Source organism: Pseudomonas sp. 2995-1, assembly GCF_002742505.1.
GTDB classification, from domain to species: Bacteria; Pseudomonadota; Gammaproteobacteria; order Pseudomonadales; family Pseudomonadaceae; genus Aquipseudomonas; species Aquipseudomonas sivasensis.
This window is the reverse complement of the sequence record NZ_LJSA01000328.1, coordinates 1-26,317: the sequence shown is the minus strand read 5'-3', so window position 1 is coordinate 26,317 and position 26,317 is coordinate 1. Positions and strand designations below refer to the sequence as shown.

Annotated in this window: 8 protein-coding genes; 2 read left to right on the top strand and 6 right to left on the bottom strand. The window is 62.4% G+C overall.

Translation table 11 applies throughout. The features are described from left to right. Positions 1-55: 55 nt before the first annotated feature. From AOA61_RS08735 to AOA61_RS08725, 3 genes are all read right to left on the bottom strand, one after another. Positions 56-1,009 carry an alpha/beta hydrolase gene (locus AOA61_RS08735; protein ID WP_099601591.1) on the bottom strand — a complete coding sequence of 318 codons (954 nt, stop codon included), beginning with the start codon at positions 1,007-1,009 and terminating at the stop codon, positions 56-58. Between the two features lie 60 nt (positions 1,010-1,069). Then, positions 1,070-15,961 (bottom strand): non-ribosomal peptide synthetase, encoded by a 14,892-nt coding sequence (locus AOA61_RS08730; RefSeq protein ID WP_099601590.1) that lies wholly within the window; start codon positions 15,959-15,961, stop codon positions 1,070-1,072. Between the two features lie 131 nt (positions 15,962-16,092). Next, positions 16,093-17,742, bottom strand: coding sequence for a cyclic peptide export ABC transporter (locus AOA61_RS08725; RefSeq protein WP_095185966.1), 1,650 nt, complete (start codon positions 17,740-17,742; stop codon positions 16,093-16,095). Positions 17,743-18,173: 431 nt separating this feature from the next. On the opposite strand from AOA61_RS08725, the gene AOA61_RS08720 reads away from it, so the two are divergent. Continuing rightward, positions 18,174-20,660: a TonB-dependent siderophore receptor gene (locus AOA61_RS08720; protein ID WP_099601589.1), complete on the top strand. Its 2,487-nt coding sequence runs from the start codon at positions 18,174-18,176 to the stop codon at positions 20,658-20,660. 97 nt (positions 20,661-20,757) lie between these two features. On the opposite strand, the gene AOA61_RS08715 is transcribed toward AOA61_RS08720, so the two are convergent. The 3 genes from AOA61_RS08715 to pvdM are packed head-to-tail and all read right to left on the bottom strand — an operon-like array spanning position 20,758 to position 24,293. Continuing rightward, positions 20,758-21,630: a formylglycine-generating enzyme family protein gene (locus AOA61_RS08715; protein ID WP_099601588.1), complete on the bottom strand. Its 873-nt coding sequence runs from the start codon at positions 21,628-21,630 to the stop codon at positions 20,758-20,760. A gap of 32 nt (positions 21,631-21,662) precedes the next feature. After that, complete coding sequence (locus tag AOA61_RS08710; RefSeq protein WP_099601587.1) at positions 21,663-22,931, bottom strand: aminotransferase class V-fold PLP-dependent enzyme; 1,269 nt, start codon at positions 22,929-22,931, stop codon at positions 21,663-21,665. An 18-nt stretch (positions 22,932-22,949) separates the two neighbouring features. Next, a complete protein-coding gene (pvdM, locus tag AOA61_RS08705; protein ID WP_032885334.1) occupies positions 22,950-24,293 on the bottom strand; it encodes a pyoverdine-tailoring dipeptidase-like protein PvdM in 1,344 nt (447 codons plus the stop codon). A 143-nt stretch (positions 24,294-24,436) separates the two neighbouring features. Between pvdM and AOA61_RS08700 the strand changes: the two genes are divergently transcribed. Then, entirely contained in the window at positions 24,437-26,065 is a 1,629-nt protein-coding gene (locus AOA61_RS08700; RefSeq protein ID WP_099601586.1) for a PvdJ/PvdD/PvdP-like protein, read from the top strand. Positions 26,066-26,317: the final 252 nt, after the last annotated feature.

Genomic DNA, 26,317 nt, shown 5'->3' with positions numbered 1-26,317 from the left:
AAACGGGGCTGGCAATCAGCCCCGTTGTTTAATGGCGGGAACGGTCAAGTGTTGCTTAGCGCTGTTCCCCCAACCAACTCAACACGCCTTCATAAATGCCTGCAACCGCGCTGGTAATGCCGTTCATGCGCAGGAAGTCATGGGTCAGCCCCGACTGCACGTGCAGGCTGACCGCTGTGCCGCTCGCGGCCAGCATCTGGGCGTACGCCTGCCCTTCGTCATACAGCGGATCGTACTGGGCCAGGCTGATATAGGCCGGTGCCAGTGCAGTCAGCCCTTCGGCGAGCAACGGCGAGACTCGCCAGTCCAGACGCTGTTGGGCGTTCGGGCAATAGTGTTGGTAGAACCATTCCAGGGTGGCCGTTTCCAGCAGGTAATCCTCGGCATAGTGGCGATGGGAATCACGCTGCCGCGAGGTATCAGTGACCGGGTAAAACAGCAACTGGGCCCAGGGTTTGAACGCCAGTTGCTGCGGCGCCTTCACTGCGGTGATCGCCAGGACGGTCGCCAGCGTTGCCCCCACACTGTCACCCGCCAGGGTAATCCGGCTGTTGTCCAGTTGCAGGTTGCCGGCCTGTTCGGCCAGCCAATTGGCGGCGTCGAGGCTGTCATTCACTGCGGTCGGGAAGCTCGCCTGTGGCGCCAGACGGTAGCTGGGCGCGAACACCGCGTACTGACCGCTGGCCGCGAGCCTGCGGCAGATGGAGTCGTGGGAGTCCAGGCTGCCCACCACATAACCGCCGCCGTGGAAGTACGCAATCACCGGCAACTGCGCGGTGCCGGGCGCCCGGTAAAGGCGGGCGGGCAGTGCATGGCCATCGCGGGCGGTGACCGTCAGGTGGGTGACCACCACCGACCCCGGCGGGCTGGGGTCGAGAATGGCCGAAGTTTGTTCGAACTCCCGCCGTGCCTGTTCAACACTCAGTGCGTGCATGGGTTGGCTTTTACCGGTCAGGCGACCCATCTGCGCCAATTCCAGAAAACCTTCGAGATCAGGGTCCAGGGGCATTGCATGTTCCTTGTGAAATAGGCTGAAGCGCCGCCCCTGACCATCAGGGGCGGCGACGTTTCAACTGGCTACGGGTTGCAGCGCCAAGTGCTGCAACAGACCCTGAAGCAGGGTCGGGTGGTTAAGCATGTCGTAGTGGCCGGCGGCGATTTGTTCATTGCTCCGGGCGCTGGCCAGGTTCGATGCCGGCTGGTCGGCAAGCGCCTTGGCCCACCAGCAATGGGCTTGCGCCCGGGTGGGCGGCAAGCCGTCCAGTCCCGTGGACAACGCCTTGAGTTTCATCGCTACCTGGAACGTGTGAGCCAGCTCCTCGGTGCTGATTGCGGCATACACCGAACGCGCGGCAGCGCCTGCCTGGACCTGTGCGATCAGTTGCTCCAGCACCGCGCTGTCCGTCGTCGCCCTGACGTCGAAGGTTGGCAAGGCCTCGGCCGACAGGCCGAACAGTACCGCGAGGAACCCGCGCAAGTCCTCGCTCCAGTCGTCGCTCAAGACGTCTTCGCCAGTGGGCACAAAACTGTCCACCAGGCCGAGAAACTCCACGCGTTGGCCCTGGCTTTCCAGCTCCTGGGCCACCAGCACCGCGAGGGTGCCGCCCAGCGACCAGCCCACCAGGTGGTACGGGCCGCTGGCTTGCTGCTGGCGGATGTACTGGCTGTAATCGATGGCCATGGACGCCAGGGAATCATCGTTCCACTGGCGGTCCAGCAGCATGCGACATTGCAGGCCGTAGACGCTGCGCTGTCCATCCAAGCGACGGGCCAGGGGCTCGTAGTCGAACACCGTGCCAAAACCGGCATGCAGGCAGAACAACGGCGAGATGTGCGTCGTTTCACTGTTGAGCAGTAGCAGCGGATTCAGGCTGGCATCGTCCTCGGCAAACCCGGACAGCTCAGCGATGGTGGGTTTGCCGATCATGTCCCGCAGTTTCAGTTCGATGCCGATATCCGGCTGGCTGCGCACCTTCGACAGCACCTTGAGAATGCGCAGCGAGTCGCCGCCCAATTCAAAGAAGTTGTCGGTGACGCCTACGCTCTCCAACTCCAGCACCTCCTGCCAGATCGCTGCCAGTTGTGCCTCCAACGCATTGCGCGGTGCAACGAAGGCGCGGCCTTTGAAGTCCGGATCAGGCAGGGCCAGGCGGTCCAACTTGCCGTTGGGGTTGAGCGGGAAGGCCGGGAGCGCGAGGATTTGCGCCGGCACCATGTAGTCGGGCAATTCCACCTGCAAAGCTGCACGCAGGCGTTCGCCCAGCCCGGCCGAAGCATCGGCCACCACGTAACCGATCAGTTGCTTGCCGCCGGCCGTATCGCGGGCGACCACCACGGCGTCTTGCACGTCGGGGATCTCGCGCAGGCGTGACTCAATTTCTCCCAGTTCGATACGGAAACCGCGGATTTTCACCTGGTTGTCCAGGCGGCCAAGGTAGTCGATCACGCCGTCGGGGCGTTGGCGCACCAGATCCCCGGTGCGATACAGGCGTGTGCCGTCGGCAGCGAACGGGTCAACCACAAACCGTTCGGCGCTCAGGCCGGGCCGCTGGTGATACCCACGGGCAACGCCTTCGCCGCCGATGTACAACTCGCCCGCCACGCCATCGGGCACGGGGTTGAGGTGTTCGTCCAGCACATACAGGGTACGTTCACCGACGCGGGTGCCGATCGGCGCGTACACCGCGTTGCAGCGTTCGTCGGCACTCACTTTCCACAGCAGCGGGGTAACCACGGTTTCGGTGGGGCCGTATCCGTTGGTCAGGTACTGCGGCTTGAGCACGCGTTTGACCAGCTCGAAGTTGGCCTCGGCCACCGCGTCACCGCCGAAGCAGTAGATGCGCACGGGCGGTGGTGCATCGGTTTGGCTGTCGCCGTACTCGGCCAGCTGTTGCAGATACGCCGGAGGGAAGCAGGCGATGCTGGTGCTGTGGGCGTGCAGCGCCTGCCAGGTTTCTTCCGGTGTCCACAGCTGGTTACCCCGCACCACCAGGCACCCGCCGCTTTGCAGTGTCGACAGCCAACGCTCCTGGGCACCGTCGAAGGCGAACGACATGAACAGCAATTCGCGGGTGCCGCTGTCCATCTCGTAACGCTCGGCAATCGCATGGCAATGCATGCGAATTTGCCCATGGGTCACGGCGACGCCCTTGGGCTTGCCGGTGGAGCCCGAGGTGTAAATCAGATAAGCCAGGTTATCGTCGTGCACCAGCGGTGCCGGGCACGTCGCCGGCCAGTCCGACAGCGGCAGGCGATCCAGGTCGATAAGCGTCGCCTCGCCCAGGCCGTCGAAGCGCGACCGCAGCGAGTGCTGGCTGATCAGTACGCTCATGGCAGAGTCTTCGACGATCCACTGCACGCGGTCCTGCGGGTAGTCAATGTCCAGCGGCACGTACGCGGCGCCGGTTTTCATGACGCCATAGAACGCGACAATGACGTCCACCGAACGCTCCAGAGCGACGCCAACGAACATCTCCGGCCCGATGCCCTGGGCCATTAGGCAGTGGGCCAGGCGGTTGGCCCGGGCATCCAGTTCGCCGTAGCTCAACTCGATCCCGTCGCACACCACCGCCACTGCGTCAGGGCGCTCCAGTGCGTGTTGACGGATCACCTGTGCCAGGTGGGCGCGTGGTGCCATGGCGGGGCTCAGCACGTTACGTTGCAGCAACAGTTGCTGTTCGGTGCCTGCCAGCATAGTGAGGCTGCCGACGTTGGCCTGGGCGTTGTTCAGCAGTTCCAGCAGCAGGGTTTCAAAGCTGCGCAGGATTTGTGCGGTGGCGGCCTCGGTAAAGCGGTTGCGCAGGTACAGGAACTCGATCTTCAGGGTGTCGCCGAGGTTGATCGCCAGGTCCATGGCAAAGTTGGTCACATCGCGGCTGCTGACGTCGCCGAAGCTCAGGCGTTCTTGCCCGGCTTCCTGCAGGCGTTCGTCCACCGGGTAGTTTTCAAACACCAGAATGCTGTCAAACAGCGGCTGGCCACCTTGGCCCGACCAGCGTTGTACGTCCGCCAGGGACGCGTGCTCGTGGTCGCGCACTTCCAGGTTATAGGCCTGCAACGCTTGCAGCCATTGGGCGACGGGCATGTGCGGTTGCGGGGTCTGGATAATGGGCAAGGTGTTGATAAACAGCCCGAGCATGTCCTCCGAGCCTGGCAGGCTGGCTGGACGACCCGCGACCGTCGCGCCGAAGCACACGGTGTCCTGGCCGGTATAGCGCTGCAACAGCAGTAACCACGTGGCCTGGATCAGCGTGTTCGGGGTGACGCGCAGACGTTGGGCCTGCTCACGCAAGTGCGCGGTTTGCAGCGCATCCCAATTCAGATACAGCGCCGCGTGGCCTTCCAATTCCATGGCCGGTTTGGGCGATAGGCTGTTGGCGAGGGACGAGGTGCCGTTCAAGTCCTGGAGCTTGGTTTTCCAGAACTGCTCCAGTACCGCCTGGGATTGATCTTGCAGCCAGCGGATGTAATCGCGGTAATGCCCGCGTTTGGCCGGTGCGGCCTGGCCGTTGTAGATCGCGAAGACTTCACCCAACAGCCGCGAGTTGGACCAGCCGTCCATGAGGATGTGGTGGCTGGTCCAGATCAGGTAGTGCGTCTGCGGGTCGAGCTGCACCAGGGTCAGGCGTGTGAGCGGCGCACGCAGAAGTTCGAAGCCACGGGCGCAATCCTGGCTCGCGAGTACCTCCAGGTCTTGGGCGGTGACGTCCCGTTGCTGCCAGTCGAGTACGTCGACAGGCATCGTCGCCGCGCGATAGACCACTTGCAGCGGTTCGGCCAGTTGGTTGTCGGCCCAGAACCCGGTACGCAGGATTTCATGGCGCTCAATCACGGCGTTCCAGGCTGCGGTGAACCGCGCAACGTCCAGGCCGGTGACCGAGACGGCCATCTGGTTCACGTACAGTGCGCTTTCCGGTGCCTCCAGTGTGTGGAACAGCATGCCCTGTTGCATCGCCGACAACGGGTAGACGTCTTCGACTTGTGGCAACGGCACCGGCAGGCGATCCAGTTGTGCCTGGCTGATCCGCGCCAGCGGGAAGTCGGACGGCGTGACCCCCACGTTGGCGGTGTCGCAGCAATGCTCGATCAGGGCCAGCAGCTCGCGCTTGAGGTCATCGGCCAGGTGCGCAATGGTCGCTTCGTCGAACATCTCCCGGCTGAATTGCCAGCCGAGGGTCAGTTCATCACCGTATACCTGGCCATTGAGGCTCAGCCAGTTGCCCAGTGGCGCATTCAGCGCCTGCTCACGGCCGCTGCCTTCGGCGGCAGGGGCCAGCAACGAGCCCTTTCTGGCATCGAAACTGCCGTCGAACTGGCCAAGGTAGTTGAACGTGATGCGTGGTGCCTGCAAGGCGCCGAGGCTGGCCCGTGCCTGCGGCGTGCCCAGGTAGCGCAGGGCGCCATAGCCAAGGCCTTTGTCGGGGATTGCCCGCAACTGTTCCTTGATCTGCTTGATGGAGTCGCCAAGGTTGGCGGCCGGCACGAGCTTGACCGGGAACAGGCTGGTGAACCAACCCACCGTGCGGGTCAGGTCGATGTCATCGAACAGGTCTTCGCGGCCATGACCTTCCAGCTCGATCAGGCAGTGCGGGGCGCCGGTCCAGCGGCTGATGACACGTGCCAGGGCCGTCAGCAGCAAGTCGTTGATCTGCGTTCGATAGGCCTTGTGCGCCTGTTGCAGCAATTGTTTTGTCTGCCGGGCGTCGAGGTGTGTATGCAGCGTGTGGCTGTGGCGATTATCCAGGCTGCCATGGGGACGTTCGCATGGCAGGTCGGGCGTGTTGGTGTCGAGTTGCGCCAGCCAGTAGTTCAGTTCGTCCTGGGACGTCTGGTTTTGCGCGCGGCGTTGCAGGCGCTCGGCCCAGGCCTTGACCGAACTGGTGCGGGCCGGCAGCTGCACCGGCTGCTGGTCGCTGACCTGTTGATAGGCGTTTTGCAGGTCTTCAAAAAGAATCCGCCAGGACACGCCATCCACTGCCAGGTGGTGGATCACCAACAACAAGCGCTGGGTACCGTCAGCCAAGTGGATCAACAAGGCGCGGATCAGCGGGCCGTGTTGCAGGTCGAGGCTGCCTTGGGCTTGATCGCACAGGTCCGACAATTGCTCGGCGGTGGCGTCAATCTGTTGCAACTGCCAGTCGACCATTGGCCGGTACTGGGCGCTCCAGCCGCCGGGGTGTTGCTCAAAGCTCAAACGCAGGGCGTCGTGGTGCTCAATCACCGCGTGCAACGCCTGTTGCAGTGCCTCGGCCACCAGCGGTTGCGCAGGTTGGAGCAGTACCGACTGGTTCCAGTGATGGCGCTCAGGGATAGCCGTTTCAAAAAATACCTGGTGAATCGGCAGCAACGTGAGCGGGCCGGTGGCTGGTCCCTGGTCGATCACCTGGGCACTTGCGCCGACACGGGCCACGCTGGCCAGGCCTTGCACGGTCTGGTGTTGGAACAGTTCCTTGGGTGTAAAGGCGATGCCTTGCTGGCGGGCGCGGCTGACCACCTGGATGGAGATGATGGAGTCACCGCCCAGTTCGAAGAAATTGTCGTTCAGGCCGACGCGTTCCAGTTTCAGCACGTCTTGCCAGATGGCGGCGATCTGCTGTTCCAGCGGGCTGTGCGGTGCCACGTAGGTTTTTTGCAGCAGGTTTGCATCGGGTTTCGGCAGGGCCTTGCGGTCCAGTTTGCCGTTGGGGCTCAGGGGCAGTTGGTCGAGGAAGATCAACTGGGCCGGCACCATGTAGTCGGGCAAGTGTTCGCTCAGACGGTGTTTGATGTCGCTGCGCAGTTCAGCGGCGTCACGGGCTTGAGCGGGCACGGCGTAGGCGACTAACTGCCCGTCAGCCGCGATCACCACCGCTTCACGCACGCAATCGAGTTCCATCAGGCGGGTTTCGATTTCCCCCAGTTCAATGCGCAGGCCACGGATTTTTACCTGGTGGTCGATACGGCCACGGTATTCGATCACGCCGTCGGGCCGGTAGCTGGCCAGGTCGCCGGTGCGGTACAGGCGTTGGCCATCACCGAACGGGCTGGTCATGAAGCGCTCGGCGGTGAGGGCAGGGCGGCGGTGGTAACCCCGGGCCAGGCCTTCGCCGCCCAGGTACAACTCGCCGATGACACCGGTGGGCACCGGTTGCAGCTCGGCATCGAGGATGTAAGTGGTGAGGTTGGCGATCGGCTGGCCAATCGGCACGCTGGCCTTGCCTTCTTCGCGGCAGGTCCAGTGGGTTACGTCGATGGCGGCTTCGGTGGGGCCGTAGAGGTTGAACAACCCGGCGTTCGGCAGCTTGGCGAACACCTGTTGTTGAGCGTCCACCGGCAGGGCTTCGCCGCTGCAGATGATGCGTGTCAGGCGGGTGCACTGGGCGACCTGTTCGTCCAGCAGGAACACCTGCAGCATCGACGGCACGAAGTGCAGGGTCGTGACCTGGTAACGCTGAATCAGGCTGATCAGGATGGCCGGATCGCGATGATCGCCAGGCCCGGCAACGGCCAAACGGGCGCCGGTCATCAGCGGCCAGAAGAACTCCCACACCGACACGTCGAAGCTGAACGGGGTCTTTTGCAGCACCGTGTCGTCGGCGGTCAACCCATAGGCCTGTTGCATCCAGCACAGCCGATTGGTCAGGGCCGAATGCCGGTTGCCGGCGCCTTTGGGCTTGCCGGTAGAACCTGAGGTGTAGATGACGTAGGCCAGGTTTTCACCGTCAACGGCGACCTCCGGGTTGGTGTCGGCATAAGCGCTGACGTCCAGTTGATCGAGGGTCAGCACCGGCAGCGCAGCCGGAATCGGCAACTGCGTGAGCAGGTGCTGCTGGGTCAACAGCAGGCCAATGCCGCTGTCTTCGATCATGTAGCTGAGGCGGTCCTGCGGGTATTCCGGGTCCAGCGGCACATAGGCGCCGCCGGCCTTGAGCACGGCGAGCAGGCCGATGACCATCTCCAGGCTTCGCTCGGTGGCGATACCCACCAGTGCATCGGGGCCCGCGCCCAGTTCCATCAGCTTGTGGGCGAGCTGGTTGGCGCGCTGGTTGAGCTGGTGATAGCTCAGCTGCAGGTCGCCGAACACCAGCGCCGTGGCACTGGGTGTGGCCGCCACTTGGGCTTCGATCAGTTGCTGGACGCTGTGGTGCAGCGGGTAGTGGGTGGTGGTGGCGTTCCACGCGCTGACAATGTGCTGCTGCTCGGCGTGGTCGAGCATCGCCAAATCTGCAACTCGCTGTTGCGGGTCGGCAATCAGGCTGTGCAGCAGCTGTTGCCAATGCCGCCCAAGGCGCTCGATGGTGGTGGCGTTGAACAGGTCGGTGGCGTAGGTCAGGGTCGCGCTCAAGCCTTCGGCCGATTCGCTGGTGCTGAGGGTCAGGTCAAATTGCGAGGTGCTGCCTTCCCAGTCCAATCCCTCGACCTGCAACGCCGAAGGCAGTGACGGACGTTCGGTGGCGCTGGGTTTGTCGGCACTCTGGTGGTTGAACATCACCTGGAAGAGCGGGTTGTGGCTGAGGCTGCGTTCCGGTTGCAAGGCCTCCACCAGTTGTTCGAATGGCAGGTCCTGATGCGCCTGGGCATCCAGTGCATGTTGCTTGACCTGTTGCAGCAGAGCCTCGACCCGCAGGTGCGAGCTGAACTCGGCTTTCATGACTTGGGTGTTCACGAAGAAGCCAATCAGCCCCTCGGTTTCGACCCGGTTGCGGTTAGCAATCGGCACACCGACGCGGATATCGTTTTGGCCGCTGTAGCGGTGCAACAGGGTCTGGAAAGACGCCAGCAACAGCATGAACGGCGTCACGCCAACGCGATGGGCAAAGGCGTGCACGGCATCGCCCAGGCCTGGCGCCAGGGTGATTGACAGGTGGGCACCTCGGTAGCTTTGTTCCGCCGGGCGCGGGCGATCCGTCGGCAACTCCAATACGCTGTGTTCACCGGCCAACTGGCCGGTCCAGTACGCCAGTTGACGTTCGCGCTCGCCGGCTTGCATCCATTGCCGTTGCCAGGCGGCATAGTCGGCGTACTGGATGGGCAACGGCGCCAGTGCGTGAGGCTGTCCAGACTGGGCGGCGCCGTACAGGCTGATCAGTTCCTCCACCATCAGTTGCACCGACCAGCCATCGGAAACGATGTGGTGCTGGGTCAGTACCAGTACATGTTCATCGTCCGCCAGACGCAGCAGCCTGACCCGCAGCAGCGGGCCGTTTTGCAGGTCGAACAGTTGCCGGGTTTCGTGCTCCACAAAGGCCTTGATCGTGGCGTCGTCCGGCGTGCCGTTCAGCGTCTCGACCACCAACGCCAGCGGTGCCTGGTCGGCGATGATTTGGCGGGGGTGTTCGTTGTCCACCACGAAGGTGGTGCGCAGTGCTTCGTGACGCGCGATCAGTTGATTGAACGCGTGCTCCAGCGCCGCGACATCCAGCGTGCCCTTGAGGCGCAGGGCGGCCGGCAGGTGGTACGCGGCGCTGTGCGGGTCCAATTGCCAGAGGAACCACTGGCGCTCCTGTGCGTAGGACAGGGGCAGCGATTGAGTGCGTTCGACGGGCACCAATGGCAGCTCATGCTGCCGCGCGCGACCGTCCAGGCCGGCGACGAAATCCCCGAGCACGCTGCGTTCGAACAAGCTGCGCAGGGCCACATCCAGCCCCAGGGCCTGACGCACCCTGGAGATGATCTGGGTCGCCAGCAACGAATGGCCGCCCAGTGCGAAGAAGTCATCCGTGAGGCCCACCTGCTCAAGGTTGAGCACGCTTTGCCAGATTCCGGCGACCTGGATTTCCAGGGCCGTTCGCGGCGCCACATAGTGGTTTTGCTGTTGGCTGGCATCCGGCTTGGGCAGCGCTTTACGGTCCAGCTTGCCGTTCGGGCTCAGGGGCAATACATCAAGGAACATCAGGAAGCCCGGGACCATATAGTCCGGCAGCACGGCTGCCAGCGAGGCTTTGATCGACTGGCGCAGCTCTGCGTGCGGCACGGCCGTGGCCTCGGGCACCACATAACCCACCAACTGCAAACCGCTGGCGGCCGGTTGGGCGAGGACGATGGCGTCTCGCACCATGTCGTGCTCCAGCAGTCGGGCTTCGATTTCGCCCAACTCGATACGGAACCCACGAATCTTCACCTGATGGTCGATCCGGCCGACGTACTCGATCACCCCGTCGGGGGTGTAGCGCGCAAGGTCGCCGGTGCGGTACAAGCGGCCGCCACTTTGGCTGAACGGGTCGGGCATGAAGCGCTCGGCCGTCAGGTCCGGGCGATTGAAATAACCCCGCGCCAGCAACTCGCCGCCGATCACCAGTTCGCCCACCACGCCAATCGGCGCCGGGGCACCGCTGTCGTCCAGCAGGTAAATGCTGCGTCCGGCCAGGACCTTGCCGATGGGCATGGTCAAAGGCGTAGGGCGTGCGCCGGTTACATAGTCGGTGCAATCAAGGGCCGTGACCGTCACCGTGGCTTCAGTCGGGCCGTAGGTGTTGAGTAATTTGACGTGGCCAAGGCCGGCCTGGCTCCACGCGGCGAGGCCTTCTGGCGGCATGGCTTCACCACCGGCGTGCACTTGCTTGAGGCGCCCGTAATCCCGTGGGCCAGCCGCGGCAAAATCCTTGGCCAGCAGGTTCCAGTAGGCCGTGGTGAGGTCGACCACGCTGATCTGGTGCTTGATCAGTGCGTGGTAGAAGGTCTCGGTGTCCCAGATTTCGGTGCCGCGCAGCACCACCGACGCGCCGCAGATCAGGGCCGGGTACAGCTGCTCGACGAAACCGTCGAAGTTGAAGGTGGAAAACTGCAGGATGCGGTCGCCGCCATTGAGATTGAAGAACCCCAACGACACGTAGGCATGGCGAGTCAGCGAGGACTGGTTGATGCCCACGCCTTTTGGCCGGCCAGTGGAGCCGGAGGTGAACATCACATAGGCAAGGTTATCGGCATGGGCACGATTGACCAGGTTGCTGTCGTCCAGATCGACCCAGGCTTGGTTCTGGTCCAGGCACAGGTGCGCCACCTCGGCAGGAATCTTCAGGCGTTCGCGCAAGTGGCTCTGGGTCAGCATCAGTTGCGTGCCGCTGTCTTCGATCATGCACAGCAACCGATCCTGCGGGTATTCAGGGTCCAGGGGCACGTAGGCGCCACCGGCCTTGAGCACCGCCAGCAAGCCGATGATCATGTCCAGGCCGCGCTCCACGGCAATCCCCACCAGCACGTCGGGCCCGACGCCCAGGCTCACCAGATGGCGAGCCAGGCGATTGGCCTGGGCGTTGAGTTCGGCATAACTCAACTGGCGGTCTTCGAAGAGCAAGGCCGGGGCTGATGGTTGCTTCGCCACCTGGGCTTCAAACAGCTGATGAACCCGTTGTTCACTTGGGTAATCGAGGGTGGCACTGCTCCAGTCATGGAGCATCAGGTGCCGTTCTTCATGCCCAAGGATGTCCATTTCACCCAGGCGTTGCTGCGGGTTACGGACGATGGCCTGCAACAGGTTTTGCCAATGCCCGGCCAGGCGCTGGACGGTTGAGGCTTCAAACAGGTCGATCGCATAGGTGAGGGTGGCCAGCAGATCGTCGGCGGACTCGGTTGTGTCCAGCGAGAGGTCAAACTGGGTGCTGGGTAGCGTGCCTTCCAGGACTTCAAGGCTCAGGCCGGGCAGGCTGACGCTGTTTTGCGGCTGCACGCTGGCATGGTTGTACATCACCTGGAACAGCGGGCTGTGGCTGAGGCTGCGCTCCGGTTGCAGGGCTTCCACCAGTTGCTCAAAGGGCAGGTCCTGGTGAGCCTGGGCTTGCAAGGCGTGGTGTTTGACCTGTTGCAGCACGTCGACAAACCGCGCCTGGCCGTTGAGCTCTGCGCGCAGCACCTGGGTGTTGACGAAAAACCCGATCAGCCCTTCGGTTTCCACGCGGTTGCGGTTGGCAATCGGCACACCGACACGGATGTCGGTTTGCCCGCTGTAGCGGTGCAACAGGGTTTGGAACGAGGCCAGCAACAGCATGAACAACGTCACGCCTTGCTGCTGGGCCAATTGCTTGAGCGACTGATTCAGCTCGTGGCCCAGCGCCAGTTCCAATTGGGCGCCGCGGTAGCTTTGCTCCGACGGCCGGGTGTGGTCGGCGGGCAGTTCCAATACCGTCTGCTCGCCGCCCAACTGTTCGGTCCAGTAGGCCAGTTGGCGCTCGCGCTCTCCGGCCTCCATCCACTGGCGCTGCCACACGCCATAGTCGGCGTATTGGACGGGCAGGTCAGGCAGGCTGACGGGTTGCTGCTGGCTGAAACCGGCGTACAGGGCAATCAGCTCCTGGATCATCACGTTGATCGACCAGCCATCGGAGACAATATGGTGCTGGGTGAGGATCAGGACGTGATCGTCATCCGCCAGTTTCAGCAGTTTGACCCGCAGCAGCGGGCCATGCTGCAAGTCGAACAACTGCTGGATTTCGTGTTCAACACACGCCTGGATCGCCTGCTCGTCTGCGCCCAGCCGTGACTCGACGGTGATCGCCAGCGGAGCGTGGGCGGCGATCCGTTGGACGGTACGCTCGCCGTCCTGGGTGAACGAGGTGCGCAGGCTTTCATGGCGCTCGATCAGGTGGTCAAAGCTGCGCTGCAGTGCCTGGGTGTCCAGATGGCCGCGAAGGCGCAGGGCCGCAGGGATGTGATACGCGGTGCTTTGAGGGTCCAGTTGCCAGAGGAACCACTGGCGTTCCTGGGCGTAAGACAGGCGCAGCGGCTGGTCGCGCGCGACCCGGACCAAGGGCGGCTCGTGGCGGACCGGTTCCTGCGCCAAGGTGGCGACGAACGCCTGCAAGGTGCTGCATTCGAACAGGCTGCGCAGCGGCACATCGGTGTTCAGGGCATGACGCACACGGGAGACGACCTGGGTAGCCAACAGTGAATGTCCGCCCAGCTCAAAGAAGTCATCGTGCAGGCCGACGGTTTCACGCTTGAGCACGTCTTGCCAGATGGCAGCGATCTGCTGTTCCAGTGGGCTCTGCGGCGCTACGTAGGTTTTTTGCAGCAGGTTTGCATCGGGTTTCGGCAGAGCCTTGCGGTCCAGTTTGCCGTTGGGGCTCAGGGGCAGTTGATCGAGGAAGATCAACTGGGCCGGCACCATGTAATCGGGCAAGTGTTCGCTCAGACGGTGTTTGATGTCGCTGCGCAGGTCAGCTTCGTCACGGGCCTGAGTGGGCACGGCGTAGGCCACCAGTTGCCCGTCAGCCGCGATCACCACCGCTTCGCGCACGCAGTCCAATTCCATCAGGCGGGTTTCGATTTCCCCCAGTTCAATGCGCAGGCCACGGATTTTTACCTGGTGGTCGATACGGCCACGGTATTCGATCACGCCGTCAGGACGGTAGCTGGCCAGGTCGCCGGTGCGGTACAGGCGTTGGCCATCACCGAACGGGCTGGTCATGAAGCGTTCGGCGGTGAGGGCAGGGCGGCGGTGGTAACCCCGCGCCAGGCCTTCGCCGCCCAGGTACAACTCGCCGATGACGCCGGCGGGCACCGGTTGCAGCTCGGCATCGAGGATGTAGGTGGTGAGGTTGGCGATCGGCTGGCCAATCGGCACGCTGGCCTTGCCTTCTTCGCGGCAGGTCCAGTGGGTTACGTCGATGGCGGCTTCGGTGGGGCCGTAGAGGTTGAACAATCCGGCGTTCGGCAGTTTGGCGAACACCTGTTGTTGGGCGTCCACCGGCAGGGCTTCGCCGCTGCAGATGATGCGTGTCAGGCGGGTGCACTGGGCGACCTGTTCGTCCAGCAGGAACACCTGCAGCATTGACGGCACGAAGTGCAGGGTCGTGACTTGGTAACGCTGAATCAGGCTGATCAGGATGGCCGGGTCGCGATGATCGCCAGGCCCGGCAACGGCCAAACGGGCGCCGGTCATCAGCGGCCAGAAGAACTCCCACACCGACACGTCGAAGCTGAACGGGGTCTTTTGCAGCACGGTATCGTCGGCGGTCAACCCATAGGCCTGTTGCATCCAGCACAGCCGATTGGTCAGGGCTGAATGCCGGTTGCCGGCGCCTTTGGGCTTGCCGGTAGAACCTGAGGTGTAGATGACGTAGGCCAGGTTTTCGCCGTCAACGGCGACCTCCGGGTTGGTGTCGGCATAAGCGCTGACGTCCAGTTGATCGAGGGTCAGCACCGGCAGCGCAGCCGGAATCGGCAACTGCGTGAGCAGGTGCTGCTGGGTCAACAGCAGGCCAATGCCGCTGTCTTCGATCATGTAGCTGAGGCGGTCCTGCGGGTATTCCGGGTCCAGCGGCACATAGGCGCCGCCGGCCTTGAGCACGGCGAGCAGGCCGATGACCATCTCCAGGCTACGCTCGGTGGCGATGCCCACCAGTGCGTCGGGGCCGACGCCCAGTTCCATCAGCTTGTGGGCGAGCTGGTTGGCGCGCTGGTTGAGCTGGTGATAGCTCAGCTGTTGATCGCCGAACACCAGCGCCGTGGCATTGGGGGTGGCCGCCACTTGGGCTTCGATCAGTTGCTGGACGCTGTGCTCCAGCGGGTAGTGGGTAGTGGTGGCGTTCCATGCGCTGACCATCTGATGTTGCTCGGCGTGGTCGAGCATCGGCAGTTCGGCCAGTCGCCGCTGCGGCCCGTCAACGAGGCTTTGCAGCAAGCGCAGCCAGTGCTGTCCCAGGCGTTCAATCGTCGCCTTGCCGAACAGTGCCGTGCTGTACTCGATGCTCGCCGTGATCTGTTGTGGCGTGTAGTCCACGTCCATCGACAGGTCGAACTTGGCCTCATGTTGCGCCACCGGCAGGAACGCCAGGCTCAGCTCACCCAGCGTCAGAGCGGCCGGTTGATCCTGGCTCACCCGCCAGTTGAACAGGGTCTGGAACAACGGGTTGGCCTGAGTGCTGCGTTGCAGCTGCAAGCGCTCGATGATCAGTTCAATCGGGTAGTCGGCATGTTCCATCGCCGCCCGCGATTGCTGGCGCAGCGCTTGGAGAAACTCGCCTGTGGTCAGGTCGTCGGTGAGTTGCGTGCGATAGATCTGGCTGCTGACGAAGAACCCCACCAGGTCCTGGGTCTCGCTCTGATTACGGCTGGCATTCGGCACGCCAACGGTGAAATCCTGCTGGCCGCTGTAGCGACTGAGCAGCAGTTGCCAGGTGCCCAGCAGCACGATAAACGGCGTCAGGTCCTGTTGCTGGCAGAAGCTGTGCAACTGTTGGCTCAGGGCTGTGGGCACTGACAGTTGAAGATTGCCGGCACGGTGTTGTTGTTCGGCATTGCGGGGGAACTCGGTAGGCAGGTCCAGCGTGGGAATCTCCCGTCCCAGGTAACCCGCCCAATAGTCGGCGGCCCGCTGTTGTGCCGGCGTGTTCGGGTACTCCTCGCGCTGCCAGCGGGCGTAGTCGGCGTACTGGATGGCAGGTCGCGCCAGCGGCGTGGTATCGCCCTGGCAGGCGCGTTGGTAAGCCTGGATCAGGTCGTGCATCAGGATCGGGTTGGACCAGGCGTCCGAGACGATGTGGTGCATGTTCAACAGCAGGATATGGTCGTCGCGCTCAAGGGTGATCAGGGTGGCGCGAATCAGCGGGGCTTGCCCCAGGTCAAACGGTGCACCGGCCTCGGCGGCCAGCCGCTCAGTCACGGCGGTGCTACGGGCGTGCGGTGCCAGGCCTGAGAGGTCCTCTTCGCGCACGTGGATGCGGGCTTGCGGGTCAAGCACTTGCCGGGGTTCATCATCGACGGTCTGGAACGCGGTTTTCAGCACGTCGTGCCGGTCGATGATCTGCTGCAAGGCCGCGGCGAGCGCCGATGTATCCAGCGGGCCGCGCAGGTGCAGCGCGTTGGGAAGGTTGTAGGCGCTGCTGTCGGGCGAGAGTTGTTGCAGGAACCACAGGCGTTGTTGGGCGAAGGACAGGGGAGTGGGGCCGCGATGGGTGGAAGCCTTGATGGAATGCTCTGAACCGACGTCGTCGGCCATCAACAAAGCCAGCAAGTCGTCGTCGGGGAGTTGATTCAGTGGGTTCATGTTTGGTCTCGTCGCCATCGGCTGCGTAAATATGCGTTGTCAGAAAGACGAAGCGTGGCCGACGAGATTTAGGTGTGACGTGGGACTTGGCAGGCAGCGGCGAGCGGCAGGGCGCTCGCCGGAGGGGGAGGTCAGGCGAAGGCTTTTTCGGTAATGACGCGCCCGGCTTCCATGCGCACCAGTTGGTCGGCGATATCGAAGTAACGATCATCGTGGGAGATCACGATGATGGTCTTGCCCAGGCGCTTGAGGTCCGGCAGCAGCTCTGTGTAGAACACGCGGCGGAAGGTCGGGTCCTGGTCGGCGGCCCACTCGTCGAAGACCAGCACTGGACGCTCGTCGAGCCAGGCGTTGATCAGCGCCAGGCGCTTGCGCTGCCCGGTGGAGAGGTCGGTGGTGGTGAAAGCGCCATCGCGGATGCTGACCTTGTGCGCGATTTCCATGCGCTCCAGGTATTGGTTGGCGTCGTCTGGCAGGGCTTTATCGCTTTGCACCAGTTCGTCGAACAGGTAGTAGTCGGCAAAAATGGTGGTGAACATCTGCCGGTAATCATCCAGGCCGAGGGCGTCCACCGTTGTGCCGTTGAGGCGGATCTCACCTTGCTGCGGGGTGTACAGGCCCAGCAGCAGTTTGATCAGGGTGGTCTTGCCGCAGCCGTTTTCGCCGACGATAAACAGGATTTCCCCAGGCTCGATGGTCAGGTTCACCGGGCCCAGCTTGAAGGGCGCGCTGCCTTCCACGGGCGGAAACGCGTATTGCACGTCGCGCAATTCAAGATGCTTCATGGTCGGCGTGCGGCTCTCATCGGCGTCAAGCAGCAAGTGCGGTTCCGGCGACGAGAAGCGTTCGGACAGGTCGGCAATGCGTCGAAAGGCGATCTGCGCGCGGCTGATGATCGGCAGGTTGGCGATCAGGTTTTCCAGCGGGCCTTTCATGTAGAGCAGCACCAGTACAAAGCCGCTCATCATGGCCGGGTTGTTGCTGGGCCAGAACGATTGCAGGGTCAGTGCCAGGCCGATGACCACAAAGAACAGCATCGAACCCAGGCTCTTGGCGATCACGAAAATATTGATCGAGCGCACGTGGGTGTCGCAGATGTGGTCGGCGGTGGCCTGGATGTTGCGGGTCAGCATCGCGTGACGGCGCTTGCGATGGATCCGCAGTTCCTTGGCGCCTTCGGCGATGGCCGAGTAATGCTTTTGCAGGTTGTCTTCAGCTTCCCGCGCGGCGTAGAAGCCCTTGATGCCTTTGCTTTGCGCGATGAACTGGATCGCCGAGCCGATGCCGATGGCCAGCAGGGTCATGATGAAGATCGGCAGCGAGAGGCTCGCCAGGTAGCCCAGGCAGCCGAGGATAACGGTGATGGAAATGGCCAGCGGAGCGAAGGCGAAGGCGAAGTCGCTGATGGTGTCGACGTCGTGGGTCAGTACCGGAATAAGGCGGTGGCTGCGGTAGCGTTCGATCTGTTCGATTGGCGCTGACAGCACCTTGGCGCCGAGGTCCTTGCGCAGCCTGGCGATGACTTTTTGGCCCACGAAGTTGCTGCCGATGTCGGCGGCAATGCTGCTGAGCAGGGCGAGCAGGCACAGCCCGGCAAAGGCCAGGACCACTGCGGTGGTGAGGCCGGACTCGCTGTGCAGGCCCTGGTTAACCGTGGCAAGCAGAGCCGTGACGCTCACCCCTCCAAGGATGCCGAACAGAATCGACAGAATGACGGTGTAGCGATAGGGCTTGAGCAGGCTCAAGAGTTCGCTGAGGGCGCTACGCGGTTTTGCAGTCATGAAACTACCTCGGTCGCGACGTGGCTACGTGCTAAGGGCGAGTGGAGGCCCGGCGATCCATTTGATCGCTCGCGGGCTTTTGTAGAAGACGTTTCGACTACGGCGCGATTTAGCCTCATTGCGTTGAGCGCGGGCCCTAAATTTGTCCGCCAGCCCCACGTTATAGATTGGATGCGGCCATGTTCCATGGCCGGCACCCGTAGGCCGGTGCGCCGATCCCTTCCCATGGACGCTTTCATTTCTATGACCAGGCGTGCTCGACCCTCAATGCCCCTGGCGGTTGAGGGTTGAGCGCGTTTAGAGGGGTGGTAAAAAAAAGCAGGTAAATGAGTCTGGTTTTCATTACCTGAACCGTCTTATTAACCAGAGGCGCTCAAAGACGCCACTAATTTCTGCCAAACACACGCCTCATTGTTCAAGGATTGCTGTCGATGCCTTATCTCCTTTGGTTGTCTACGCCCAAGCATTACGCGCTGAAGAAATTGCCGCAGACCGTGCGTCTGATGATGTTGGGCGCCGCGCTGGCTGTGCCGGCTGCCGCCACATTGATGCCGAGCGTCGCACTTGCCCAGAGCGAAGCCGGCAAGGTTGCCTTCGCGATTCCGGCCGGTAAATTATCGGATGCGCTGATGTCATTCGGCTCGGCGGCCGGTGTCTCGATTTCCTACGATCCAGCGATCGCCAGCCAGCGCTCCACTCCAGGGTTGAAAGGGCAGTTTGGCGTGGATGAAGGCCTGTCTCGACTGTTGTCGGGCAGTGGCTTGCAGGCCAGTCGCGAAGCCAGCGGCAGCTATATCGTGATGGCGCCATCCACCGGTTCGGCGCTGAACCTGGGCGCGACCACGATCAGTGCCGAGGGTCTTGGGGAGACGACCGAAAACACCGGTTCGTACACCACGGGAGCAACCAGCACCGCCACCAAGCTTCCCTTGTCCTTGCGCGAAACGCCGCAGTCGGTGAGCGTGATTACCCGTCAACTGATGGACGACCAGCATCTTTCGACGCTTAACGAAGTGATGGCGTTCACGCCGGGTATCAGCATCAACCACCGCGACAGTGAGCGTTACACGTTTTACTCCCGTGGCTTTGCGATCCAGAACTTCCAGTACGACGGCATCCCGTCCCAGGTGGCCAACGAGTCCCAGCAATACGTGGGCGCACTCTCGGACATGGCTATTTATGACCGTGTCGAAGTGGTGCGCGGCGCGACCGGCCTGATGAGCGGTGCGGGCACTCCGTCGGCCACCATCAACCTGGTGCGCAAGCGTCCGACCAAGGACTTCCAGGCCTACGTTTCCGGAGAAGCGGGGGCGTGGGATCGCTACCGCTCCGAAGTTGACGTCTCGGGTCCGCTGACAGAAACCGGCAATGTGCGTGGACGTTTCGTCGCGGCTTATCAGAAGCAAAATTCGTTCATTGACTGGTACAGCCAGGAAAAGCGCGTGATGTACGGCGCGTTGGATATCGATCTGAACGACAGCACTACGCTGCGCACTAGCCTCGACTACCAGAACAACGACGCCGAAGGCACCAGCTACGGGCATATCCCGCTGTTCTTCAGCAATGGCAAGCAAACCAATTTCTCCCGTTCATTCAACCCGGCCTCGCGTTCGAGTTACATGGACAACACCAGCTATAACTTCACCGCCATGCTTGATCACAAGCTGGACAATGACTGGAGCCTGAAGACTGCTTACAGCCATCAATACTCCTACCGTAAAGGCCAGGGCGCATCGGCAAGTGGCGGCTACCCTGACCCTGTGACCGGTGAAGGCACGGGCGTATTTATTTACCGCCTGGACAGCTACCAGACCCAGGATACGCTCGATACCTATGCGTCCGGCCCGTTCAACCTGGGCGGTCGCGAGCATGAGTTGGTGGTGGGTGCCAGTGCTTCGCGCACTCACCTGAACTTCCCTAACTACGCCAGCCACAATGATGACGGCGACTACGGTTCGGCGAATATTTTCAACTGGGACGGCCGTGAGTACGGCAATCGTGAGTATCAAAAGGATGGCGGTACCGTCACCACCTTGCAGCAGACCGGTATGTACGGCGCCCTGCGTTTGAAACCGTTCGATCCGCTGACCATCATTCTGGGTACCCGGCTCAGCTGGTGGAATCAGGATGACGAGGTCAAGAACTATCTCGATGGCACCAAGACGACCGACAAGACCAAAAAGACCGGCGTTGTCACGCCGTATGCCGGTATCGTCTATGAGCTGAACGACACCTATTCGGCGTACGCCAGCTACACCAGCATCTTCTTGCCGCAGACGTTCTACAAAACAGCGTCGGGCACTTCGCTGGCGCCGCTTGAAGGCGACAACTACGAGATCGGTCTCAAAGGTGAGTTCTTCGATGGCGCGCTGAACGCGAGCGTCGCGGTATTTGAGATTAATCAGAAGAACACGCCGGAACAGTCGGGCACGGATTCTTCGGGCCGCGCTGTGTACAAGGCCATCAGTGGTACCAACACCCGTGGCGTCGAGACCGAGATCTCGGGTGAAGTGGTCAGTGGCTGGAACGTGTTTGGTGGTTATACCTACCGCGAGTCCCATGACAAGGACGGGGGTCGGGTGCAGACCAATCAGCCGATCAACCAGTTCAAGTTCGGCACTACTTATCGCCTGCCGGGTGAGTGGAACAAGTTGACTGTCGGTGGCAACGTAACCTGGCAAAGCGAGATGTACGCTGCATCGCAAATCAACTACTCCGGCCCTTACTACAAGGCAACGCAGGATCCGTTCGCCGTGGTTGGCTTGTTGGCCAAATACCAAGTGGATGACCACCTGAGTGTGGGGCTGAACGTCAACAACCTGTTTGACCAGAAGTACTACGACGGCATGGGCACGTTCAATTCGGGCTCCTACGGCGAACCTCGCAACGCAATGATCAACGCCAAGTACGCGTTCTGATCACCGGGAGCCGGCACGTGTGCCGGCGCCCTCCAGAAATAAAAAAACCGCCTGGCTCATGCCAGGCGGTTTTTTTTGCCGGTTTCAGTGTGCGTAATCAGAGATCACGCACAACCCTGAAGCCGATCCAGTCGCCCCGCGTCTGCGGGTAGATAGTGTTGCGGTTGCCCGAGCGCGAAAATACCGGTGCTTCACCCCAGTCATTGCCGCGAATCTGATAGGACTCGCAGTTAGGTTCTACCCAGGCACTGCCGTCGGCAGGGGCGCCGATGTAGTTGGTATGTTCGCAGTCGGCGACGCGCTCGTAGACGTTGCCGTGCATGTCGTACATGCCGAACGCGTTGGGCGGGTAGCTGCCCACTGGCGACGAGTAACTGTAGCCGTCCGCAGGCCCGTAGGTGTTGGCGTGTTCGGCGATGCTGTAGCCCTTGCCTTCATCGAAGGGGAAGGGGAAAGGCCCGGTGGAACCGGCACGGGCGGCGTATTCGCGCTGGGCTTCGCTGACCATTTGGTAGTGTTGGCCGGTCTTTTTCGACAGCCAGGCGACGTAGGCCTTGATGTCGTCCATGTCCATGCACACCGCCGGCTGACGTGGGCCTTGTGGATAGCGCGGCTTGCTGGCGATGCATTCGCGGCCGGGGCGGGTGTCACCATTGGCGATCTTCACGCCGGTCTGGCGCACATAGCTGTCCCATTCACCGGCAGTGATGTGGAAGCGGCTCATGGCGAACGGTTTGGCGAAGGTCACGTCATGCATCGGGCCTTCATCCGGCTCGCGACCGACCTCATCCTCAGGCGTCCCCATGGTGAAGGTGCCGGCGGGCAGCACGACCATTTCCGGGCAGTCCTTACAGTCCTTGAACACCTTGCCCGGCTGTGGCGCGGCGGCCTGGGCCACGCCTGGCAGCAGGCCGCTGCACAGGGCGGTGAGCGCCAGAGTGGTCAAGGGTTTGAGTCGGAATGGAATCATGTGGGCATCTCGTTCAAAGGGAAAAGTGAGCGTCACACCCGCTGGCGCAGCAGGGTCATGAACCGCTGGATTTCGTCGGCGTTGTTGAGCAGGCCAGGCGAGGTGCGAATCACGGGGCCGACATCACGGTCCACCGAATCGACCACCACGCGGTGTTTCATCATGTGGGCCACCACTGCGTCACTGTCCTGGCCCTTGATTCGGAAGAAGGTGAAACCGGCGGACAGCGCGGGGTTGCGCGGGGTGACCAGCTCGACCTGTGGCTGCGCCAGCAATTGGTCTTTCAGCTCGGTATTCAGTCCATGGATGCGTGTCTGCACCTGGGCCTTGCCCAACTGCAAGTGCAGCTTGAAGGCTTCATCTGCGGCCCAGCGATGCTCGAAGGCGTGGTAGCCGCCAGGCGTCATGCTGGTGGCGAAGTCCTTGTCCTCGGAGAAGGTCGGCACCATCGGCGTGACGTATTTGTTCTCGGGGTCGCGGGCGCACACCAGACCGGTGCCGCGCGGGCCGAACATCCATTTATGGGTGCCGGCGATGAAGAAGTCGCAGTGCATGTCGGGGAAATCGAGGTTTTCCACGCCGAAGCCGTGCACGCCATCCACCACGTAGAGGATGCGGTCTTGCTCATCGCGGTTGCGGTTGTGCTCGTCCACCAGCTTGCCGATCTCGCCGATGGGCAGCTTCACGCCGCTGCCGGACTGCACCCAGGTCATGCCCAACACACGGGTGTTGGGGCGGATGTTGCGCTGGATATTGCCCATTACTTCATCGACAGAGACTTGGTTGGCGTTGTCGAACAGTGTGATCCGGCGTACCTGTGTGGCTTGCTTGAGCACACGAAAGTCCAGCACGTTCTGGGTGGCGTAATGCTCGTGAACCGTGGTCAGGATTTCCTGGTCGGGCCGTACCTTGATCCCGCCATAGATCATCGCCAGCCCTTCGGAGGTGCTGCCGGTCAAGGCGATCTGCGGGGGAGAGGCCTTCAGGTAGCGGCCGGCCCATTCGCGTACCTGGCCTTCACGCTTCCAGGTTTCCTGCAAGTCCCAGTCCATGGCCAGCCCTGGGTTGCGGTCGATCTGTGCGCGGTAACGCTCAATGGCTTCGCGTACCGGTTTGGGGTGCGAGGTCACCAGGAAGTTGGAGAAGTGCAGGTAGTCCGGGTCTTGGTTGAACAGTCGCTTGAACCCGGTCCATGGGTCTTGTGTTGCGGCTGCTTGCGCCTGAGGCAGGATGGCAGCGCCCAGCGGCAGGCTGGCGGCAAGTACCCCAGCCTGCTTGAGAAACGTACGGCGGTCGGTCATGGACTGGCTTCTAGAGGGTTAACGGTTGGCCAATGGTTTGGCGGCTTTTTGCACTTGGTCCCAGACCCGTAGGAAGTTGCCTCCCCACAGCTTGGCGATGTCGGCTTCGGAGTAGCCGCGCTGGATCAGCTCGGCGGTGACGTTGCGGATTTCGCCGACGTTGTTCCAGCCGTCGATGCCACCCCCGTCGTTGAAGTCTGAAGACAGGCCGACGTGGTCGATGCCGATCTTGCGCACGGTGTAGTCGATCGCGTTGCCCAGGTCTTTGAGGGTGGCCTTGGGTTCCTCGTCGAGGATGCCGTACAGCGCGCTGGCGTACTCGCCGAACCGCTGCTCGGGCCAGGCAGCGATGATGGGATCGCCTGGCATCAGGGCCATGGCCAGGTTCGGCAGGGGCGGCAGGTCAAAACGGGCGCGCAGCGTGTTGAGCTTGTCCTGGGTTGGCTGGCTCAGCGGGCGCAGGTAGGCCGAGAAGGCCACGATCTGCACCACGCCGCCACTGTGCTTGATCAGCTGTAATTCCTTGTCGCTGAGGTTGCGCGGGATATCCACCGCCGCACGCGGCGCCGAGTGGGACGCCACCATTGGTGTGCGGCTCAGCTGCGCCACCTGTTCCAGGGCCTTGGTCGACATCTGCGAGACATCGATGATCACACCCAGGTCATTGAGACGGTGCACGGCTTGTTTGCCGATGTCGGACAGCCCGTCGAGCGCATCCACCGAATCATTGAAGAATGGCAGCGGGCGCGATGAGTCCGACCAGGCGTTATTGCCCACATAGCTGAAGCCGAACATGCGCATGCCGCGCGCGGCCCACAGGTCCAACTGGTTCAGATCGTTGCCCAGCGGGTAGGCGTTGAGCATGCTCATAAAGATCGCGAACTTGCCCTCGCCATGCAGGCGCCGGAAGTCGTCCGGGGTGTAGGCGATGGCGACTTGATTGGGGAAGTCGCGCACCATGGCGCTGATGATCTTGTAGCGCACTTCCTGTTCATGGCGTGCCGCTTCGACAAACCCTTCGGTGGGCTTGTGCGGTGCGTTCGGGCCGTTCCAGATTTCCGGCCAGCCGAAGATGGTCAGGGCGGCGCCGGACAAGCGGCCCCGACTGGCCTTGACCAGGTCAAATTGATCGCTGCCGTCCTTGTCCGCTTCTTTGCCTGCGGTGCCGAAATCCACCGGCACAGTGATATGGCTGTCGAACGACAACAACCGATCCTGCATCTCGTTGGCCTGCTTGATCACCTCCAGCGAGTAGCCGGCGTTGCCTCTGAACCAGTGATCCCAGACCAGCAAGCCAGCGCCGACGGCCAGGGCCAGCGGCAGGCCGATATACAGCGCCTTTTTCGAACGTGATTTTGTCATTGCCATCTCAGTCAGTTGAGGCCTTTGCTATCTGGGAAGAACGAGCGATGAGCGGGGAAATTTAGGCGGGCGAGACGGCGGCGGTAAATTTCCCCTGCCAGCAAACGTTCTAGCTCTGATCAAGCCGTTTCCTAAGGTAAACAATGACCATCTCTCGACGTGGGTTCATCGCAGGCCTCGCGCTCACCGGCGCCGCTGTGCCGGCAGCTTTCTATGCCCATCGCGAGTGGACGCGTGAAGAATTCCCCATCACCCCCGGCGAAGCCACGGTCGATCTGGCCGACACCGCCGGCCAGCAACTGGCCAATACCTTGCGTGGCGTCTGGAGCCTGCGCCTGGAAGGCCTCGACGCTGGCCTCAAGGGCCTGCCGCTGCAAGGCTTGGAACTGCTGCTCGACATCGCCCCCCGTGGCCGAGGCCTGCGCGGCTACCTGGACACCGCCGCCAACCTGCGTGCCGAAGGCGAACCGCGTTACCGGGTATTGGGCGATTTGCTGACGGGCGAGGGCGCGTTGCTCTACTGGCGCTTGATCGACCGCGACTCGGCCGATGGCAGGCCCGCCTATGAATTCAAGATGACCCTCGATGAGGTCTGGGCCGACTTCGGCAACGCCGGCAGCGGCACCCTCAGCGGGCAGATCCTCGACCTGAATCGCCCCCTGGCCCTGACCGAACGCGACAACCGCTTTATCGCGCACAAACAGCTGTTTCCCGAAGCCCGCGAGCGCATCGGCCACAACCCGACCCTGCTCGCCTGGCTGATCGCCCCCGAACACCGCCTGTTCCACCAGCTGTGGCACGCCACTCGCGACCAATGGCACAAACTCTCCGAAGAAAAACGCGATGCCCTGCGCGGCATCGGCTGGCAACCCGGCCCACGGGGCCAGGAGCGCGACGCCCGTGGCAAGCGCAAAGATCGCAACGGCTCGGGCATCGACTTCTTCTTTATGCATCGACACATGCTCGGCACTGCACGCGCCATGCAGGACTTACCCTCTTGGCCGGCCTTCCCCGAACCGCAACCGGCGCTGGAGCGTGATCGCCTGGGCTTTGTGCGCTACTTCGACAACCACGATGGCTTCGCCTTGCCTCCCACCTGGTTGGCCCCCGACGACAGCGAATACACCCAGTGGGTCAGCGACATCAAGTCGCAAGAGACGTACCACAGCAACTTCCAGGTCTGGGAGTCCCAATACCGCGACCCGCGTTACCTGGCCAAATACACCTTGGGCCAACTGGGTTCCGAGATGGAACTGGGCCTGCACGACTGGCTGCACATGCGCTGGGCCTCCGTGCCCCGCGATCCCTCCAACGGCGCGCCAGTGCCCTTTGCCCGCGACCCGGCAGACTTTGCCGCGCGGTGGTACGCCGCCGAAAACGACTTCCTTGGCGACCCGTTTTCCTCCCACGTAAACCCGGTGTTCTGGCACTTCCACGGCTGGATCGACGACCGCATCGAAGACTGGTTCCGCGCCCATGAACGCTTCAATCCAGGCGAAGTCAGCCGGCTGGAAGTCAACGGCGTAGCCTGGTTCGCCCCGGGCCGCTGGGTCGAAGTCGGCGACCCGTGGCTCGGCCCGGACACCCACGGCTGCAGCACCACGCCGGGGTTGCAAATGGGCAAGTCGATGGAAATGGACCCGGAGACCATGAAGCTCGCGTTGCGTATTACCTTTGGTGCTGACGACGATGCGCTCACAGGGTTGTTCAAGCGCGTGCCGAAGCGGCCGTGGTATGCGCGGCATTTGAAGGTGAAGGCGCGGGAAGCGTGACCGCTTGTCGATGAAACTAAGATTTTTACGATGTAAAACGGTAGCTGCGGGGTATTAATCTGCGGTTTTCGTTTTCAGGTAAGCGCAAAAGCCTGATGGTTAAGCGTCCTGTCTTACCTCTCTGAGAGATTGATCTACCCTGAATCGCCCCGGATTCTCCAGACACCTCGCAAACAGCTCGCCGGATAACGGCAGAAAATTACGGAACCATCTCGGCGTCCCCTTGTCCCCGCTTCCCATGTCACCCCCCAC